This is a genomic window from Pseudomonas sp. Fl4BN1 (genome assembly GCF_009908285.1).
Classification (GTDB): domain Bacteria; phylum Pseudomonadota; class Gammaproteobacteria; order Pseudomonadales; family Pseudomonadaceae; genus Aquipseudomonas.
In genome coordinates, this window is record NZ_JAAARM010000044.1 from 14619 (window position 1) to 30848 (window position 16230).

A 16230-nucleotide genomic window follows, 5' to 3' on the forward strand; every position below is an offset into this window, starting at 1 on the left:
ATTACAGGAGCAGGTCGATACGACCGGCGAATACATGCAGGCCGTTGACTACGTCAGTGGGAATGGCGGCGTTGAGGCGGTTTACGTCCTGGAGCGAACGCTCGACCACCAGGCTGGCTGCGTTGGCCTCGACCTCTTCGACGATCTCCAACTCTTCCAGCTTGAGCAGCACGTCCAGCAGCTCACCCCGCACGGCCTCTGGGGTTTTCTTGGAGAGCTTGGAGCGCGGGAAGCGCAAGCGGATACGGTCACGGCAAGCCATACGCACGTAATACAAGATGCGGATGGTGGTCAGGTCCAGCAGCGACACATCCGTGGCACCGGCCGCAGACTTGGTGTAGGTGGTCACGGCGCGGACAATCTGAATCACATCACCGGCTGCAACCTCCAGCGGCGTGACGCCGTTGGCCAGGGCGGTTTCCTGCTCGGTGCGGCCGAGGCGTTGAGTGACTGGCGGCACCTTGATGCCCGTCAATACTAGGGTGTTCAGTGGCCGGGCTGGGTCTTCTTCCGATGCGATCATCGCGGCGTAGGCGGCGGCGACCTGGCGCGCAGTCGATGGCGTACCAGGCAGCACGGCAAGGCTGATAGCGCCGGAGTTCAACGACGTAGCCAAGGTGGTGGCCGCAGACAAGGTGCTGGTCAGCGCCGCAACGCCGATGATGCCTTGCTGTTCCATTGAGTTGGTATAGAGCTGGATGTGGGTACGCAGTGCAGTGAGCGCGGTCTGGCTGTACCAGGCAGGCACCAAGATAGTGAAGCCGCCCAGGGCGGTTGCATCCAGGGCAGCCTTGATGTCAGGTTCATCATCGCCCTCGACGGCAGCCACACCCACGGCCGAAAGGCTGGCATAGCGATAAGCCGTGATAAACGCCTCGGCCATTTCCTCGGCGACCGTTCCACCGAACAGCGCTTTTGCCTCGGCCGCGCTGTAGATCGGTGTCGGCACGTTGGCCCCGACTGTCGCTCCGGCGCCCAGGGGAACGATCAGGCAGACGCTTTGCTTGTTGGTCGGCAGTGTCCGTACCGCCAGGCTGGTGTTGAACTCCATGTACACGCCGGGTTTGCGAATCGACGCGGGGATGGTGTCAAAGGAAATGCTCATTCAGCGGCTTCCTGTGCGGGTTGTTTGGCACTGCGCGGTTTCTTCGCAGCCAGCAGTTCACCCGCCGCCAAGCGACGGCGGTAATAGGAGGTATCCGGTACATCGACGGCCTTGTCGGGCTGGTCGCTGATGTACTGATATGGGTCTTCCTCCATTGGCACCTGTTGACCAGGTGCGGCGATAACGTGCATTACACGTCCCTCAATTCGATTAGGTCGGTGGCCACCGGGTTGGGGTTGTCCGACGGGGAGTGGTAGTTCAAGTCAATACCCAGGAACTCCGGCAGCGCCTCTTTCGGCTTCTCCCAGTCCAGCTCGATAACGAACGACTGACCCAGGACGGAAAGGTGGTCGCTGGCCAACTTGCCGTTGACCAGGTTGGAAAGTTCGGTCGGCTTGATGGCAGCGCGACCTATCCAGGGCTGCCAGTCCACGAGCTGGTGCATGCAGGCCTCCCACAGCGCATAGCTACCGATGTCCTTATCTGTCGTACCACGCCGGGTTTCCCTTTCGCCCCGAGGGTGACGGGTAGCAATGATCAGGCGGAAGGTGATCGGCACCGAATAGCGGGCGTTGGTTTTGCGAATGAATGTCGCCTTGGGCACCATCAGCAAGATGGCCGGGCAACGCTTGAGCAAACCGGACAACAGTTCAGGGTCGCTCAATTCGCCGCCATAGCTGCTCACCACCAGGCGCTCCAGCTTGCTTTTCAGCTCATTGAGCCGAGCCTCGATCAAGTCCTCCAGTTCGCCCAGCATCACAAGTTCCTCAAGGTGCTGCGGCTCATGAGCCGGGGTTGCTGGGATATCTGGAAACCAGACTGCCCACCATCCGAGGCCCCACGCTCCTTGTCTTCCCTGGCAAGGGTTTCCAGGCGTTTGATTACGTCCTTGTAAAGCACGCGCACGGTCGACTCTTCCTTGCCCGCATCGTCGTACAGGTGATAACGAGCAATCTCGGCCAGGTCATCGGCCACCCACTCGGGGGCATCTTCTCCGGCCGGGCGGAACCGCAGGTAAAACGAAACTTCACTGCGCGCCCGAGTGACGGCGTCGGCGATCCTGGCCAGCGATGCAACGGCGATAGCCACATCCTCGTCAGGCCAGTCGTCCAAGGGCTGGCCACTGGCAGCCGCCACCAGCAGCTCCGGTTCGATGACGCGCTTGTTGTCTGGGACCGCGACTTCGGTAATGGCGCGGTCGCCGAAACGGAACAGGAGCTGGGTGGCGGATGGCAGTGAGAGGTTCATTTGTCGTCGTCCTTGGGCTTGGTTTTGGAAGGTCTGCCCTTGCCCTTGGAAGGTTCATCAGCAACAACCAGTGGCGGGGCTTGTGATACGTTGTCAGAACCGTCCGGGTGCTCGATGCCCAGTCCGCCATCCTGCGCAGTACCAGAGCCTTGCCCAGTCAAAGACCCAACCTGGCCAGGTTCCGCACCATCAGGTCCAGACTCATTGCCGCCCAGGATCGAGCTGATGGGGAGGTCGACCTCATGGCCCAAAGGTGCAGCGACTGTTTCAGGCGCTTTCGACTCGACTTCTTCCAGGGCGTTGGACGCTTGCGGTAACGACGTGGCCGATGTGAGTCCATGGTTACGCTCCCGCTCCGAGTCCAGATCTACTTCCCCAGTGGTGACAAACAACTGAGGCTCTTTGAATAGGGCTTCCCATTGCTCTTCGGTGAAATCGTCCGGCTGCCAGGTAGTCGGCTGGTCGGAGTGAGCAACGCCACAACGGCGGAAGCCGTTACGCTTGGCTGTAATAACAATGACAAACGCCATGAATCCTCCTTACGCTTCGCCAGTTGAGCCATAGGCCAACTGCCAGAAGCCGTAGCCACCTGCCGCCCGAGCTTCCGCGCCGAACTTGAATTTCTTGCGGTTGAAGACATCGTCGGCTTCTGGGTCGGTCTGCTGGACGAAAGACGGGGCTTCACGTTCCTGATAAATGAAGGGCATAACGGGCTTGCTGGCATCGATCAGGAACCAGGCGGTGTCTGACGTAATGCGGGTGGAGACGACTAACTCCGCAGTACCCTTGTAGAGGTTCACCTTTCCGTCTTCGAGGCGCTCACTGGTCAGCAAAGCGCGGGCCGTATCTTCCAGGCCTGGGCCGACCAGGAGCACAGTTGGGTTCACATCGAGCGGACGCCCCTCGTCATCCTTGAACTTACGCATGGCTGTACGGGCTGCGCCGTAACTCGCCTTCGCTGCTGCCTGGGTCGCAATCGACAGAGCCGCTGTACCTTTGTTGCTGACGCTGCCCTTGCCGACGGGGTGATCCGTATCGAAAAAGTACTGCTCGTCATAGCAAAGGTTCGAGAACCCGGCATTCACCAGTTCGTAAACGATCTCGTCCGGCAACTGTTTCGCGGAGAAACCTGCCATCTGCGCTTGAGGGCCATAGATGCCCAGTTGGTCATCCTTGATGTGGTTGCGGTCGACTTCGACGGTAGCTTCCCAGTCTTCGTTTTCCACGGTGTAGCTGTAAGCCTTCAGGCTCTTTACGTGCTTTTCCCCAACCCAGCGCCGCATCTTTGGAAACGCCGACAACCAGGCATAGAGGTTGCTGCCAGTGGTGCTTGGCACCTTCATGGCGATCTTTTCCCAAGTGCTCGGCGCCGAGGTGAAAGCATTGTTAAAGAGGGTTTTCAGTCCGATGAAAATCGACCGAATGGAATCTTTGTTCACTAACATGCGCTGTGCGCTCCTATATATAGAGGGATTACTCGACCCACACGCCATCGGCATCGATGCCAACGATGCGTCCAGCGGCGGATCGGGTGCCGCCTGCATCACCTGCTGCGACGGTTTCGTCATCGACGATGTATGCAGGCTTGAACAGGTGCGCCTGGGTGACAGTGCCGTCATTAGCCCAACTGAACGCCTTGCCGTGGCGGATCTCGATCAGTGCGGCACCAGCGAAGCCACCTCGGTTGTCGACTGACTCCTCGGCACGGCCCAGATAGGACAGGCCGAGAGCTGTCGAACCGGGTGCAGCAAAGCCAGTGGCAGTGGCGACCACCAAAGAGCCCGCAAAGATGCGAACGTTGGCAGCGACTGGAACCACCAGAACCTCGCTGACCTTCATGGGCGTATTACGATCTTGAGTAAGCGACATGGGTTAAACCTCGCTCTGCTTGGTTTTGGCGTACTCCGCCTGATCAATACCGAATTGCACGCACGCAGCCTGTTCTTCTGCATTGAGCGCGGTACTGGTTTTGTCGGGCTTGCGCTCGCCCAGATCGGTGGCAGCCGCAACAACTGGTGCGGATTCGACAAAGGCCTTGAAACGCGCCAGACCGGCTTCGTCCTGGCACATGGCACGGTGATAGTCCACGGTCGCCGGGGTGATCTTTCCGGCCTGGGTGGCCGAGGTGATTGCTGCGTCGACGGCCTTGGTGTGCTCTGCCTTTATATGTTCTGTGAGCGCCTGCTCCGCGTTGATGGCGCGTTGCTCCAGGGCGTTGTAGTCGGCCCGTGGTACGAATCGCTCCAGGTTGGCCGACTCGCTATTGGTAGCCTGAGCCGTCGACTTGAGTTGTGTAATGGCGGCAATGACTTGTTCTTCGGTGGCGGTGTCGGGCAAGCCGAGCAGCGCCAAAAGCGCAGGTGAAAACTTCACAGGCGTGTTCTCCGTGGTTTCTTGGTTGAGTGCGGTCAGGAGGAAATTCGGCTTATTGGTCAGGCCCGCGCTCACCAGCCGCGCAATACGGGTGGTGTCCGGGTCAAAGTCGAATACAGGGGAAAGGAAGCGATACTCGCGATTGATGACCTGCTCAGAACCCCGAGGCGTCCAATCAACGAGCCCCCACAGACCGCCGCCACGGATCTCAAGTTGCTTGATCCAGCCAGCAGCGGGGGCGGATTCGCCCTTACTGGCGCGGTGCTGGGTGGCATGTTCCCAGTCGATGGGAAGGTCGATGGCTCGGCCGGTAAAGCTGGACTGAACCAACATCCCGGCTTGTTCATCGAACAGCCACTGCCGACCATCGCGACCGATGACGTTCGGGCCTGGGGGAATAAGTTCAACCCACTCCGGGGCCTGACCGTCTGAGACGGCTGCGGAAAGGTCGGTGTTGAGTGCGAGTTGGGTTTTCATGCCGCCAGTCTGTGCGGCCTGGCGGAATGAGTGAGTATCAGCGGGGTTTAAGATTTTGGGGCGGGTGTTGCGGGCTAGGGGTAACCCGAAATCTACTCAGTATTTAAAGCATCGGTAAGGACTGGTCCCGCGAGCGAGGAGCAAATAGCGCTCTGACCGAATCTAACGCATGTCTAACGCTGGTAAAGCGATAGTCTGGCGACGGATGTACCGCCACCCCCAATACGCGCCGCCTAGGCGATCCTGGGCAGTCAGCCCGCCACCGGTTCCATTAGGTAGTCGTGGATGATCAACAGGACTTCCGTTTCATCCTCGGCAGACAACCCCAGATAGGGCCGTGCCGGTATGTCTCCCCATGGGATGGACCTGCCTTTACCCGTACTGCCCGAGGCGCCTTTGCGCTGTCCGAACTGATGCACTGCGCCATAAGGGCGGTCTGTACCGAAAGCCAGCTCGGTGCTGGTGGCCTGATGACGCATCGTGTCCTGGAGCGTCCCTTTCTCGCGCAGGATACCAGGGCCTTTCTTCCTGGCCAGGGTGACCGCCGACAGCGGCGCCCAGGGCGAACCGTCCGGCGCTACCTTCTGCCGAAAGCGATCATCGGTCGACTGGAGAAGGTATTCGGCTATGTCGTTGAAGGGCGTCGTCAAATCGCCAAGGCGCTCGGCCAGCTCTTCCAGAGCCCTGCCAACCTGTTCCTGGTCGAAGCTGACATCGAGCATTGCACCAGCCATGAGAACTCCTATTCCGGCCGACGGTAAAGCAGAACCCCAAGGCGCAACGCCTCCAGGTACTGCTCGCTGTCTTCGACAAAGCCTGTGACGGCATCCCAGCCATCGGCGCCCAGATCGAACACGGCAACGGCTGGCATCGCCTGGCCCTTTACCTCAAAGTGCGCCAGGTAGCGACGGCGCAGGACGGCCTTGCCCTGGTCCGGCTGCCATACCAGGTGCGCCCATATTTCGTCCGGCGTCTTGATGGCGGTAGCCAGGAGGTGCAACTCACGGGCCTTGATCTGCGTGGCCAGCTGTATCGCGCTGGTTTTGGCATCGCTGAACATCTCGCGCCCAATGGCCAGGGCATCGCCCGTCACATCACGAAATACCGCAGGTGCAGCATCACTGGCCCCAAGCTCACCCAAGAACTTAGCCACAGCTTGCGGCGCAGGTACTTTGGCTGGGAGCAAAGCCGTTGCCGGAATCGCCCTGGGCGCAGGCAGTGGCCCTGTCGGTCTACTAGTGGGAAGCATGGCCGCTGGTTCCGGCTTCGCTGATGTACCTGGTGCGGTGATGGGGTCACGGGTACGCAACTGCGGTACTGCATCCGAAAGGCGGGAGCGACCTGGTGCATGCTCGAAGCCTGGGTCGATCCCTTTGGGCACGCGAACCGTGCGCGGGCCGTTGGGGCTGTTCTTGCCGATAACCCGATCTTCCCACTCAGTGACCGGCGCCGGACCAATCGTCAATCCTTGGCGCTCAACGTCCCTTGCCGACAACATGAACTTCTTGCACTTGCAGCCCCAACCATTTTGCGGGGTGTGAGTTGCCCACCACGGATCATCGAGCGGCAATGTGATGCCGTTCCAGGACAGGTGCATTGGCCGTGGGTGGGCACTATCGCCATGACGATAGACTGCATAGGGGCGGCGCTTGCGTAGCTCCGGGTCGGCCATTTGCTCTTCGCGCCCGGCGTTGTACGACTGCCGTAGGTTGGTTTCCCAAATGACATTGGTACGCCAGCCACGCTCGCCGTTGTACTGCCAGCCATGTTTCCCCACGACCTGGTCAAAGTCCTTGCGGAACTGTTCCAGGGTGGTGCCCTGGGCAATAGACTTCTCAATAGCACCGCGAAGGTCGGCCAGCAGATCCCGCTTTACAGCACCGGCTATAACAAAGGCATAGTCATGCTCGGCGCCATATACATCGGACCAGGTGCTGGTCGGCAGATTGACCTTGCTACGGAAGTAGTCGATTTGTTCATTGAACGGGAGTGAGCCGTGGGAAACAGCCATTACAGCCCCCTCAAGATGTCGTCACGTCCCGCCAGGCTGGCTGCCGTCAACCCATCGGCAATCGCATCCGCCAACTGAGTGGAATTCATCGCCGGATAGGCTTCAATCAAGCGGTCCCGGAACTCTTCCAGGCTACTGACTGAGTCGAGCAATTCCTTGATCTGCTCGACCATGTCGTCGATGGGAGCCCCTGTCGCCGTTTCCAATGTCATTACCTGGTTATCAACAATGTCCCGAGGAACAGCCGGCCGGGCCGGTGCCTGCTCGCTGTTGGTGGCCTGCGCCATGACTGGATTAGGAACCGGCGCCGGAACGCCCAACAGCTCGGCGCCCTCGGCGGGTGCTGGCAGATTGAGCTTATCCCGGATAACTGACTGCTCGACACGCAGTCCCAGCGGCACCAGCTCCTTTAGTGCCTCGATCAACAGCTTGGTGTTTTCCGGCTGCGGTACGTCGATTATCAATCGCGGGTAACGTCGACCAGGTGCAAAGTTCAGATCACACCAGGGCCGTACGAAACACCGGTTCAGAGTATTGGACTCTGCCTTGGCATCGGCGCCCAGCAGATCCAGGCGAACCTCGTTGTGAATGACCGCCTGGGCCATGCTGGAGCCGTCATCGGTAGACATGGTTTGACCGACTACAGCCTTGCTGACCTGCTTATCCCACCACTCGGCCAGGCCTTTAAAGAAGTCCCCTGCGCCCGTCACATTGGCCGCCTGGGTGAAGTCGATACGCATACTGTCCGGGATCACTGCTGCCGCATCGCTGCCCAGGTTGGCCACCGCTGACATCAGCGTGGCAATGTCTTCCTTACTGGCACCAGGCCCGTACCGACCCACACGCATAGGCATACCGAAGATGTCGGCAAAGCCCATCCAGTCCTTCCAGGTCCAGGCTTTGCACATGTAGCCCACGGCAGCGAGTCGAGCCAAGCCGCCACGGATTGGCAGCCCGGAACGAATGCGCGGAAGGTGGACAATGAACTTGTAGGGTGCCAATGCAATGCCGTTGATGGGGTCGGCCTCATCGAGCAGGCGCAGTTCCCGGCCGGTGTCGCGGTCAAACTGGAAGAAGCGCTGGTCGCGTGGTTCAAAGCGCGACGGGTTCCAGGTCTTGCCGCTACGGTCCCACATGATCTCGCTGACGGCATAACCCTTACCCATGGCATCGGTCAGGTCGGCTTGCAGTTCGCCGAACTCGGGCGAGTCGACAACCTCCTTGAGCTGGTCCGCTCGGCGCACGTCCTCGGCATCATCGCTGGCGGCCTCGATCCGCACCGACAAACCAGACACAGCCAGCTTGCGGGTGCCTAACACCGAAGCGTAATGCAGGTCGCGCTCTTCCATTTCTTCGGCAAGGGTCAAGTAGGCATGGGCCGAGCCTTCGGCAGCGGCTTGCAGGATGCTCGCCAGCCGACCAGGTGTGAGGCCGCTGGCCACCGACGGGTGCCAGACCTGGCGAATGCCGGTGGTGCGCGCAGCAGCCAGCTCTTCGGTGAGCTTGTCGTATTGAATGGGGCGACCGTACTGGTCGACGATCTTGGACTGAGCCATTACCAAATGCCTTTTGTGGAGCGCCAACCGGCGCCGATCTTGATATCTCGGTCATGCTGAGACGCGGGCTTGACTCGGTGATATTCGTAGACGTAGCCACCTACGTGATTGAGAGCCGCGAAGTTCATAAGTGCCCCCGCGACCGCACCATCGCCGTGGCGTATCAGTGCGGCATCCTTTAAATCCTTTCGCTCGATCTTTGGCACCATCGGTATGCCATCGATAAACTCGACCGCCCGGTGGTCATCCTCCAGGGAGGCGTCCCGAGGCAGAGTGATAAAGCCGTCTTCGAACAGTGAGATGTACTTACCCATCCACTCGCCGTACCAGGTACGCGACAGAGTGATTTCGTGCACTGGCCCACCTGTCCAGCCGTCTCTCTCTTTGTCCCACACAGCCCGACCGTAGCGGTCTCCGGTGTACTCCATCAGGGTTTGCCCTGGCCCGGTGGCGTCACCGGCAAATGTCCAGCTTGTCAGCGTGTCGAGCATCGCCCACAGGATCTGTTCCTGCTGGCGAGTAGGAGCGTTGGCCAGCTCGATCAGAAACGGCACGTCACGGCACAGCTCCTGGGTGATCATTGCCGGTGTTATGACGGAAAAGTGGCGATGACGGGCGAAGTCCATACCAATCGCCCATCGACCGCTGAACCCTTCAGCGGCTTCTTCCAGTACAGGCATCAGGTTGGTAGCGATCCAAGTAGCACACCAGGTCTCGCGCTCGGTCTCGGGGCGTCTAGGAAAATCATCGTCAAAAACGATGCGTAAGATTGTTCGGGCCTCGGGCATGGCTCGTTCAATCCACACGCCTGGAATGGCAGAGCCTTCGCCGTCTCGCGGGATCACGTCTAGCTCTTCGCGCATGGCTGCCTTACGTGGACCGTAGCCAGCGCGGATGGACTCATACCAATCCCGCTTGCCTTGCTCGGTGGGCTGGGTGCCGCGCATGAAACAGACACGCTCAAAAAGCCCGTTGGCTACAGCATCATCAAATCCGATGCGAATGACCTTGGCCCGCTTGCCATAGCGGCCTGCGCGCACGTCCTGGACGAACTGATTAAATGGGTTCTTCTTGCCACGGTGGGTCGACCAGATACGAATCCGACCACCCCAGATCAACAGCGCGGTAGCGGACTCCAGGACGTGGCCGACGTTCTTGTGCAGCGCGGCCTCGTCGATGCTGACCAGGCCTTGCAGGCCGTGGATGTTCTCCGGCCGGGATGACAACGCCGTGACCCGGTAACCGCTAGCAAAGCGCACGCGGAAAGCCTGGATGTTGCGGCTGGTGCCGTCCTCCAGTTGGTCGACGAATATGTGTTGCTCGACCATGGTGGCCTGACCTCGGGCAACGATCTGGGCGAACTTGGCGACATAGCCAATAAACTCTAGGCCTTTCTCCCTGGTGTCGGCCATGTACCAGATATTGTCGCCCCCAGCGTCCTTGGCTGAAGCGGCGGTGATTGTGTCAGTCAGAGCCTGGGCGAAGGTGATGCCGGTACGACGTCCCTTTTCGCACACAGCGATGTCCAGGTCTTGTTGCATTGAGATCCATTGACTCTGGTGCGCCATCAGCACACCAGTACCCAGGGGGTTGAAGTCAGCCGGAATTGTTCGGACGTTCTCCGGCAACTCGTCCCAGTCGACCAGTCGCTCAGTATCTGAAAGAGGGGCAGGAGCGCTCATCGTCACATCCCCTTCAACACTTGTTCACGCCAGAAGCTAGCTTCCTCGGCGCTCAGGCCACGCGCCTGAGCAGCAGCATCGACCCGGCTGGCGGCATCTTGGAGAGCTGCCCGGCGCACCTCTGTCTCTAGCGCCCATTTCTTCTGCACTACAGAAGCCTTGCCTATTTCGGCCACCGCCTTGGCAAACTTCGGCAAGTCCAGTTTGTTTTTACCTTCGGGGTCTGTGCCTGCCATGAGCGCTTTAAACAGATGCTCCTGGACCAGGCGCATCAGAGCCTCGTTGACTGCGCCTTCCTCATCTGGAGCCGCTGCCACCACAGCACGGGCCTGCTCGCTGGCCATCTTCAAGGCCGACAGCTTGGACTCAAAGTCCTGGCCGTACCGCTGGAGCGATGACCGACTGATCGAAAAGCCTCGCGCCGATAGCTCAGCGGCGAGGGTTTCGTACTCGCTGAAACCGTTCTCGGCCAGGGCTGTGTCGAGCCAGGTCTTGACCTCCTTCGGCAGGCTGGCAACTTTGCTGCGTGGCGGCATGGGTCAGCTCCAGTATTTTTCTGGGCGGGCGATGCCGGGGTCGCAGGGAATGGTGTACTCGGCGAGGTCGACGCCGTAGTAGGTCAAGCCGCAGATCCACACACCGTTAGGTTGCTTGTTCAACGTCACCAGGCTGCGGTCAGCCAGGTAGTCGAGTTCGCGCCGAAGTTCAATGGTGGTGGAATCTGGATAGATACCCTGAATGGTCGCAAGCACCACCGCTTCATGCGGATCAATCGGGCGCGAGGTGTCCAGGGTCTTGATGATGTACCAGCGCAGGGATTCCCGGCGGGCCTTGGCAGCGTCGATGTTCATTGATTCAATCCTTTAAGTTGGACGGTTTCTAGCTTGAGCGCCAAGGCATCGAGCTTGGCCTCGATCACGGTTTGGCCGCGCACGTAGTCCTCCCGGCGCACGTAGTGCACTGGCATGTCTCCCCGCAGCCGCTCAACGGAAATTTCCAAATCCCGCAGCCGCTCGCTGTCTTTGTCCGTTATTGCAAAGCGCTGATCCAGACGGCGCTCCATCTGCATGACCATCATTTTCACCAGCCCGGCAAATGCGGTCAGGATGGTTACGGCGATACCCACCAACTGCCACGCAGGCATCTCAATTGTCGTCATCAGCGTCTCCGTTTTTCGCGATGTGTTTGGCATTGAGCACAAAGCCGCACACCAGGTAAGGCCAAGCGGCGCTCTTCAGGGATTGGCATGTCGCAATCCTCGCCTGTGCAAAACTCGGCCGAAGGGCCGGTCAATACTTCACGTTGTGCAAAATGTGCCGCCAGAGACGTTTCGTTGTGCTTCGCCTCCAGGAGGCTGGCAAAGTCAGTTGCTTGCATTAAGGGTCCAGTCAATTAGGCGGTTGAGTTGAGCCCGGCAGGAACTGTGCAACTCGCCATTGCGAACCTGGTTGCCCAGGACAAGAGCCTGGGTGACGCCCGAGTCGAGGCTGTCAGCGGCTCCGGCTCCGTCGGTCGGCGCAGCAGCTCCGCTGGCGGCTTGCTGGGTTTGCTGGGAATGCACTGAGGCGCTGATGCCATTGGCGGTGTTCCACACGCGGACAAAACCAGCAGTGAACACAGCAGCAGGCAACGGCTCAGGTGCTGACTTGAGCGTGCGGCGGTATAGGGTCGTAACACGAGCAATCTCTCCATTTAGCGTGTCAGTGTTCTTACGAAAGGCCTCTTTGGCGTCTGCAAACTGAGTGGCGAGCAAGCTGCCTCGCTCTTGTTCGGCCCTCAGTTTTTCGTTCGCCTGTTTCAGCGACTCGCTGGTCGCGTCAGCACTGCGCCGCTGTTCTTCGGAATGCTCCAGGCGCAGGTTGGCAATAGCGGTCTGTCCTTCAGCTTTTGCTTTCGCAAGGCCTTCGCTGTAACCGTCCTGCCAGTTGAGGTGCAGACCCAATACAACAGCCGCGATGACGGCCACATACCAAGTCACTGGAGTGATGAAGCCGAGTAAGCCCTTCATCGGCAAAGCCCTTTGCCCCAGCCTGCATCGACATACAGGGGCTCCCAGTGCCAGAGAATGAAGCGCGGGTAATTGCGGTTTTCCCGGAAGTTGGCAGCCGAGCGACCAGCGTTGTGGTGCTCGACTGAATCGAACCAGGTCAGCGGATCGGCGCCCTTTGCCGATGCCAACTTGCGGTCACGGATGACCCAGCCCAGCCCGCCGTTGTACGACGACAGAATCATCGCGGCCTGTTCACAGCTGCTGCTTGCCTGGATACGGCTTGCCAGCCAGCGGTCATAGCTGACCAGCGCCTGCATGGACCAGATTGGGTTGAAGGGCTCGACCTTGCCCAGCGCCCTGGGGAAGGTCTGGGCGAGCCAGGTCGCGGTCGAAGGCATCACCTGGCCCAAGCCTTGCGCACCGACAGGCGACTTTGCGTCGAACTTCCAGCGGCTTTCCTGGTGGATCTGGGCGGCGAAGGTTGCCACCGGAGCATCCAGGCCCCACTCGGCCTGGGCGATACGGGTCAGGTCACGGCGATAGCGTTCGGCCTGTGTTGGGATCTCGGCATGCGCAGGGGCGCAGGCGGTGAGCCCAGCCAGCGATGCAGCACCTATATATAGAAGGATTTTCCGCATCGTCAGAGCCCCAGCGTCAGGCCGAGTACACAAGCCAGCACGACCAGGGCACGACGGACACCGGCCATGGAGCGTTCATAGCGGCGGACCTGGTTCGGCCGAGCGTAGGGAAACAATGCTCGGTCAATCCAGTAGCCCAGGACGCCGCCCAGGGTGACCAGGCCGCATTTGTAGAGGACAACCGGCAGCTTGGTCGGCGCGACGATGGCCAGGCAGAACAGTAAGGCGATGGTGATCAGCGTCCAATCGGTCATACGTGGCGCACGCGGGCGCCGCTTCGGTAGTGGAAGAGTCATTGGGTTGCTCGCGGTGAGTGATGAATGGATGCCCGTAAAGCGGCCAGATGTTGCGCGGCCACAACGGGATTGCCGATCACGCGAACAGGCTCGCGGTATTCGGCAAAGGTCTGTGCAGAGGGTGTTCTTACAGCAGGGCGCAACTTCTCTCGCTGGCTGACTGCTTGCCGGATGCGTTCTTCACCCTGCGCTACATGCGCCTGGACCATGGGCAGCCAGTCGGCTGGCACCTTGGCCCACAACACCGCACGGGCGTTATTACTCCCAGCAGCAAGAATGAGCTGCGCATGTTGGCGCGGCCACTGAGGCCGTGAGACTTTGGGTGGAGCGGGGTTTGAACGCATGGTGCAAGCCTGCCGTTGAGGGAACGGTTCAAGCTTCGCGCGTATGAGGAAGTGGTTGAGTATCAGCGGGGTTTAAGAAAAAGCCCCGCTCGGTTGGCGGGGCTGAATATTACGAGTTGCGAACCCGCCTCATAAATGCAATGTCCTCTTCGGACTCTCCATTCTTTCTTTGTTCAGCCTCCCACTCGGCTTCGGTTTGTTCTTTCGGCGGCTCCGCAAGACTCAGATCAGGATTAGAAATTTCGGCATCACAAAGTTTTGAGTCTTCGCTCCAGTTCTTTTTTACGTAATCAAGCTCGTGTTTCGAGGGAGAAGTTGTGAAGCAAGCGCCATTGATAAATGACACATCAGTAAGCATCTGCTGACAACTGGAGTAGACAAAACGAGCGCTATACTTCAGGTTGTTTGTTGGCTGGGCGTTAAGTTGCTCGTTGATGACCTTCATAATTGCTGACTGCTTTGACCAATCTTTGGCCGCGCATGCTTTGTGTGTTTGTTCCCAAAGGACGTTAGCGAGCTTACGATTGGCAACAGCCTCTGTCGCTGCCTGATTGTGTGATACAGCTGCAAGATCAGAAGCAAAACAGCTTTCTGATAAAACTATCAACATAGCCAGAACAGCGACCGTAGCGTTTCCATTCATTAATGAACCGTCCCTTCATCATATCCAAATAGATCAGGCTCGTTTTTTCGATGCAGAGCCCGCTGTTTTTTGATGATGTCATAAATGGTTTGGTTCGCAAGGTCGTACTTACGCACGAGCTCAGGGATAGGCGTGTTGCTATCGAGCCATTCGCGGAAGATAGCAGCATCACGCATAGCACGCTTCAGTGCATCGCCTCTCGGTAGATAGATGACGTTACCTCCCATGGCCGAGCAGATAGCAAAGACCACATGCCGGGCCAGTTCGGGCGCCGTGGAGTCGGGTCCCATTTCAGCTAGTAATTTAACCTCGGCAATCTCGACCATCTCCCGCAACGACCCTTCCCAGCGAGAGAGCACCGCAGGGTCTTGCATACTGGCCAGTACCTTCTTGGCATCCAGGTTGTCGATGTCATCTGGGAACATGTCTTCATTCATTGCGTTGTTCTCCCATGACGTTTGGCGTCATAAGCCAATGCTGCAACCATCTTGCGAAGTTGTTCAGGGTCCAGCCATTCCACTCGATCCACCTTAAACATGCGCAACGCCATGCCGTCGGCATACGCCCAGGAACGTTTCGACTCTGCGAGGAACGCTTCTATTTTGCCGACCAGCTTTGCTCTGTCCGCTGCTGCTACCGGAGCCTTACGACCAGTCTTGACGGGGGAAGACTTCCAGCCAAGCCGCTCAAACTCGGCCAACACCTTGCCTGCTTGACGCGGGCTTAGGTCCTTTGCCGATCTGACACCGGCCACGCGAACCAGAAGGGCGCGATAGGTTTCATCATCCAGGCCTAGGTCCTTCTTTGCTATGTGGATCTTGCTTAGATCCAGGTTTCGTCTGTTCACTTTGTTCTCCCTTGAATCAATGCTCTGAATGCCACCGGATCTCGGCGAGACAACTCGGCTGCTCCGTGAATGACCATCGTCAGCGCGTGCGCCGCTTCGTCGAACTCCCCGGCGATACGGATACGTTCAAGCTCGGCCAGGGTGCCTTTGTACGCCTCCATCTTGAACGTGCTGGAACCCATGGCCAGTTTCTTGGCTTTGTCCCGCAGGCGCTGGGCACGTTTGCGCTCAAGGGCCAGGCGGGCTTTACGCTGCCGGGGTGTTTCGTCTGTCATCTGTTGGCTGCTCATCAGTACCAGGCAACCACGCCTGGCAGACCTTCCCGGAAGCCGGGAGGGTTTCGCTCAGTTGAGGCGCTGTTGCTCTTGCCCTTTCACGCCGTGATTCAGCTGTACATCAGCCGCTGCGAGAATCCCGTGCATGGCATCGCTCACGGACCGATTGCTCATCCGCTTTGCGGTGTTCCGGTCCTTCGGGTCTGCCTTTGTTGTATCCGGGTGATGCTTGAGCATGTAGGTCGAAGCGGCGCTGGATGGTGTGTCATTGCCAGCGAAAGCCATAACCTGCTTGCGCACCTGGTAGACCCAGGCATCACAGAACACGTCCGCCCGTTTGGTCTTGGTTGCGGTCTTGCAGCGCTTGAGTTTGTCGGCGATGAAGTCACGCCGGGCCTGGCGGATCTGACGGAGAAGCAGCGTCATGGTGTAGCTGGCCACCTCGGCAAACTCACCAATGAACCGCCATTCACCTAAGCCCGCCATGAACAGCAACTCGCAGGCATACGCACGTTTTACGCTGCCAGCCAGATTGGCTTCCCAGCGAACAGGATTCACCTTAGAGCCGCTGCGTGAGACCGATTCAAAAATGTCCGAAAGCGCTACATCAGCTTCTTCAATACGGAATTTTTCCATCATGACCCGCGCCTGGCGCATGGCGGCGGCAGCTTCATGCGGGTTATCGCTCGACGACAGGCGCAGAAGCTTCTTGATTTTGTCTATAGCTTTGTTGTGGTCCATTTCA

The 16230-nt window shown here is 59.1% G+C and carries 24 protein-coding genes and 1 other RNA gene; all 25 read right to left on the reverse strand.

From position 1 onward, the window contains the following. Nucleotide 1: 1 nt before the first annotated feature. Nucleotides 2-1105, reverse strand: a complete 1104-nt coding sequence (locus GV818_RS29820) for a phage tail sheath subtilisin-like domain-containing protein (protein ID WP_161778272.1) — start codon at nt 1103-1105, stop codon at nt 2-4. Further along, the gene (locus GV818_RS29825; RefSeq protein WP_161778273.1) at nt 1102-1296 is read right to left on the reverse strand and encodes a DUF2635 domain-containing protein; all 195 of its coding nucleotides are present in this window, start codon (nt 1294-1296) and stop codon (nt 1102-1104) included. Before GV818_RS29825 ends, GV818_RS29820 begins: the two co-directional genes overlap by 4 nt. Continuing rightward, nucleotides 1296-1862: a phage protein Gp37 gene (locus tag GV818_RS29830; protein ID WP_161778274.1), complete on the reverse strand. Its 567-nt coding sequence runs from the start codon at nt 1860-1862 to the stop codon at nt 1296-1298. The genes GV818_RS29825 and GV818_RS29830 overlap by 1 nt, the downstream gene beginning before the upstream one ends. After that, entirely contained in the window at nt 1862-2353 is a 492-nt protein-coding gene (locus GV818_RS29835) for a phage protein Gp36 family protein (protein ID WP_161778275.1), read from the reverse strand. The genes GV818_RS29830 and GV818_RS29835 overlap by 1 nt, the downstream gene beginning before the upstream one ends. Next, nucleotides 2350-2883, reverse strand: a complete 534-nt coding sequence (locus GV818_RS29840) for an HI1506-related protein (RefSeq protein WP_161778276.1) — start codon at nt 2881-2883, stop codon at nt 2350-2352. Before GV818_RS29840 ends, GV818_RS29835 begins: the two co-directional genes overlap by 4 nt. Before the next feature lie 9 nt (nt 2884-2892). After that, nucleotides 2893-3798, reverse strand: coding sequence for a Mu-like prophage major head subunit gpT family protein (locus GV818_RS29845; protein ID WP_161778277.1), 906 nt, complete (start codon nt 3796-3798; stop codon nt 2893-2895). A 28-nt stretch (nt 3799-3826) separates the two neighbouring features. After that, nucleotides 3827-4222 (reverse strand): hypothetical protein, encoded by a 396-nt coding sequence (locus tag GV818_RS29850; protein ID WP_161778278.1) that lies wholly within the window; start codon nt 4220-4222, stop codon nt 3827-3829. 3 nt (nt 4223-4225) lie between these two features. Beyond that, on the reverse strand, nt 4226-5203 hold the full coding sequence (locus tag GV818_RS29855) for a phage protease (protein WP_161778279.1): 978 nt from the start codon (nt 5201-5203) through the stop codon (nt 4226-4228). A 251-nt stretch (nt 5204-5454) separates the two neighbouring features. Next, complete coding sequence (locus tag GV818_RS29860) at nt 5455-5937, reverse strand: phage virion morphogenesis protein (protein ID WP_161778280.1); 483 nt, start codon at nt 5935-5937, stop codon at nt 5455-5457. An 8-nt stretch (nt 5938-5945) separates the two neighbouring features. Continuing rightward, nucleotides 5946-7214 carry a PBECR2 nuclease fold domain-containing protein gene (locus tag GV818_RS29865; protein ID WP_161778281.1) on the reverse strand — a complete coding sequence of 423 codons (1269 nt, stop codon included), beginning with the start codon at nt 7212-7214 and terminating at the stop codon, nt 5946-5948. Then, complete coding sequence (locus GV818_RS29870; protein ID WP_161778282.1) at nt 7214-8770, reverse strand: DUF935 domain-containing protein; 1557 nt, start codon at nt 8768-8770, stop codon at nt 7214-7216. The genes GV818_RS29865 and GV818_RS29870 overlap by 1 nt, the downstream gene beginning before the upstream one ends. Then, the gene (locus GV818_RS29875; protein ID WP_161778283.1) at nt 8770-10452 is read right to left on the reverse strand and encodes a hypothetical protein; all 1683 of its coding nucleotides are present in this window, start codon (nt 10450-10452) and stop codon (nt 8770-8772) included. Before GV818_RS29875 ends, GV818_RS29870 begins: the two co-directional genes overlap by 1 nt. A 2-nt stretch (nt 10453-10454) precedes the next feature. Beyond that, complete coding sequence (locus GV818_RS29880) at nt 10455-10988, reverse strand: DUF3486 family protein (RefSeq protein WP_161778284.1); 534 nt, start codon at nt 10986-10988, stop codon at nt 10455-10457. A gap of 3 nt (nt 10989-10991) precedes the next feature. Beyond that, the gene (locus tag GV818_RS29885) at nt 10992-11303 is read right to left on the reverse strand and encodes a hypothetical protein (protein ID WP_161778285.1); all 312 of its coding nucleotides are present in this window, start codon (nt 11301-11303) and stop codon (nt 10992-10994) included. Beyond that, nucleotides 11300-11611 (reverse strand): hypothetical protein, encoded by a 312-nt coding sequence (locus GV818_RS29890; RefSeq protein ID WP_161778286.1) that lies wholly within the window; start codon nt 11609-11611, stop codon nt 11300-11302. Before GV818_RS29890 ends, GV818_RS29885 begins: the two co-directional genes overlap by 4 nt. Continuing rightward, the gene (locus tag GV818_RS34825) at nt 11611-11829 is read right to left on the reverse strand and encodes a TraR/DksA C4-type zinc finger protein (RefSeq protein WP_108543315.1); all 219 of its coding nucleotides are present in this window, start codon (nt 11827-11829) and stop codon (nt 11611-11613) included. The genes GV818_RS29890 and GV818_RS34825 overlap by 1 nt, the downstream gene beginning before the upstream one ends. Beyond that, complete coding sequence (locus GV818_RS29900; protein WP_161778287.1) at nt 11816-12460, reverse strand: DNA-packaging protein; 645 nt, start codon at nt 12458-12460, stop codon at nt 11816-11818. The genes GV818_RS34825 and GV818_RS29900 overlap by 14 nt, the downstream gene beginning before the upstream one ends. After that, a complete protein-coding gene (locus GV818_RS29905) occupies nt 12457-13080 on the reverse strand; it encodes a transglycosylase SLT domain-containing protein (RefSeq protein ID WP_161778288.1) in 624 nt (207 codons plus the stop codon). Before GV818_RS29905 ends, GV818_RS29900 begins: the two co-directional genes overlap by 4 nt. 2 nt (nt 13081-13082) lie before the next feature. Next, nucleotides 13083-13334: a putative holin gene (locus GV818_RS29910; protein ID WP_092316240.1), complete on the reverse strand. Its 252-nt coding sequence runs from the start codon at nt 13332-13334 to the stop codon at nt 13083-13085. 495 nt (nt 13335-13829) lie between these two features. Then, a complete protein-coding gene (locus tag GV818_RS29915; protein ID WP_161778289.1) occupies nt 13830-14363 on the reverse strand; it encodes a hypothetical protein in 534 nt (177 codons plus the stop codon). Then, entirely contained in the window at nt 14363-14800 is a 438-nt protein-coding gene (locus tag GV818_RS29920; RefSeq protein WP_161778290.1) for a Mor transcription activator family protein, read from the reverse strand. The genes GV818_RS29915 and GV818_RS29920 overlap by 1 nt, the downstream gene beginning before the upstream one ends. Then, nucleotides 14797-15210, reverse strand: coding sequence for a gp16 family protein (locus tag GV818_RS29925; RefSeq protein ID WP_161778291.1), 414 nt, complete (start codon nt 15208-15210; stop codon nt 14797-14799). Before GV818_RS29925 ends, GV818_RS29920 begins: the two co-directional genes overlap by 4 nt. Then, the gene (locus GV818_RS29930; RefSeq protein ID WP_178125190.1) at nt 15207-15500 is read right to left on the reverse strand and encodes a hypothetical protein; all 294 of its coding nucleotides are present in this window, start codon (nt 15498-15500) and stop codon (nt 15207-15209) included. Before GV818_RS29930 ends, GV818_RS29925 begins: the two co-directional genes overlap by 4 nt. After that, nucleotides 15487-15556: hammerhead ribozyme type II (locus GV818_RS29935), an RNA gene on the reverse strand. The genes GV818_RS29930 and GV818_RS29935 overlap by 14 nt, the downstream gene beginning before the upstream one ends. Beyond that, nucleotides 15555-16226 carry a DUF2786 domain-containing protein gene (locus GV818_RS29940; protein WP_161778292.1) on the reverse strand — a complete coding sequence of 224 codons (672 nt, stop codon included), beginning with the start codon at nt 16224-16226 and terminating at the stop codon, nt 15555-15557. Before GV818_RS29940 ends, GV818_RS29935 begins: the two co-directional genes overlap by 2 nt. Nucleotides 16227-16230: the final 4 nt, after the last annotated feature.

Coding starts and splice junctions, on each gene's coding strand:
- GV818_RS29820 (WP_161778272.1), bottom strand. CDS start 1,105: ATGAGCATTTCCTTTGACACCATCCCCGCGTCGATTCGCAAACCCGGC.
- GV818_RS29855 (WP_161778279.1), bottom strand. CDS start 5,203: ATGAAAACCCAACTCGCACTCAACACCGACCTTTCCGCAGCCGTCTCA.
- GV818_RS34825 (WP_108543315.1), bottom strand. CDS start 11,829: ATGCAAGCAACTGACTTTGCCAGCCTCCTGGAGGCGAAGCACAACGAA.
- GV818_RS29845 (WP_161778277.1), bottom strand. CDS start 3,798: ATGTTAGTGAACAAAGATTCCATTCGGTCGATTTTCATCGGACTGAAA.
- GV818_RS29860 (WP_161778280.1), bottom strand. CDS start 5,937: ATGGCTGGTGCAATGCTCGATGTCAGCTTCGACCAGGAACAGGTTGGC.
- GV818_RS29840 (WP_161778276.1), bottom strand. CDS start 2,883: ATGGCGTTTGTCATTGTTATTACAGCCAAGCGTAACGGCTTCCGCCGT.
- GV818_RS29850 (WP_161778278.1), bottom strand. CDS start 4,222: ATGTCGCTTACTCAAGATCGTAATACGCCCATGAAGGTCAGCGAGGTT.
- GV818_RS29870 (WP_161778282.1), bottom strand. CDS start 8,770: ATGGCTCAGTCCAAGATCGTCGACCAGTACGGTCGCCCCATTCAATAC.
- GV818_RS29875 (WP_161778283.1), bottom strand. CDS start 10,452: ATGAGCGCTCCTGCCCCTCTTTCAGATACTGAGCGACTGGTCGACTGG.
- GV818_RS29910 (WP_092316240.1), bottom strand. CDS start 13,334: ATGACCGATTGGACGCTGATCACCATCGCCTTACTGTTCTGCCTGGCC.
- GV818_RS29920 (WP_161778290.1), bottom strand. CDS start 14,800: ATGAATGAAGACATGTTCCCAGATGACATCGACAACCTGGATGCCAAG.
- GV818_RS29915 (WP_161778289.1), bottom strand. CDS start 14,363: ATGAATGGAAACGCTACGGTCGCTGTTCTGGCTATGTTGATAGTTTTA.
- GV818_RS29900 (WP_161778287.1), bottom strand. CDS start 12,460: ATGAAGGGCTTACTCGGCTTCATCACTCCAGTGACTTGGTATGTGGCC.
- GV818_RS29865 (WP_161778281.1), bottom strand. CDS start 7,214: ATGGCTGTTTCCCACGGCTCACTCCCGTTCAATGAACAAATCGACTAC.
- GV818_RS29830 (WP_161778274.1), bottom strand. CDS start 1,862: ATGCTGGGCGAACTGGAGGACTTGATCGAGGCTCGGCTCAATGAGCTG.
- GV818_RS29940 (WP_161778292.1), bottom strand. CDS start 16,226: ATGGACCACAACAAAGCTATAGACAAAATCAAGAAGCTTCTGCGCCTG.
- GV818_RS29880 (WP_161778284.1), bottom strand. CDS start 10,988: ATGCCGCCACGCAGCAAAGTTGCCAGCCTGCCGAAGGAGGTCAAGACC.
- GV818_RS29835 (WP_161778275.1), bottom strand. CDS start 2,353: ATGAACCTCTCACTGCCATCCGCCACCCAGCTCCTGTTCCGTTTCGGC.
- GV818_RS29930 (WP_178125190.1), bottom strand. CDS start 15,500: ATGAGCAGCCAACAGATGACAGACGAAACACCCCGGCAGCGTAAAGCC.
- GV818_RS29905 (WP_161778288.1), bottom strand. CDS start 13,080: ATGCGGAAAATCCTTCTATATATAGGTGCTGCATCGCTGGCTGGGCTC.
- GV818_RS29885 (WP_161778285.1), bottom strand. CDS start 11,303: ATGAACATCGACGCTGCCAAGGCCCGCCGGGAATCCCTGCGCTGGTAC.
- GV818_RS29825 (WP_161778273.1), bottom strand. CDS start 1,296: ATGCACGTTATCGCCGCACCTGGTCAACAGGTGCCAATGGAGGAAGAC.
- GV818_RS29890 (WP_161778286.1), bottom strand. CDS start 11,611: ATGACGACAATTGAGATGCCTGCGTGGCAGTTGGTGGGTATCGCCGTA.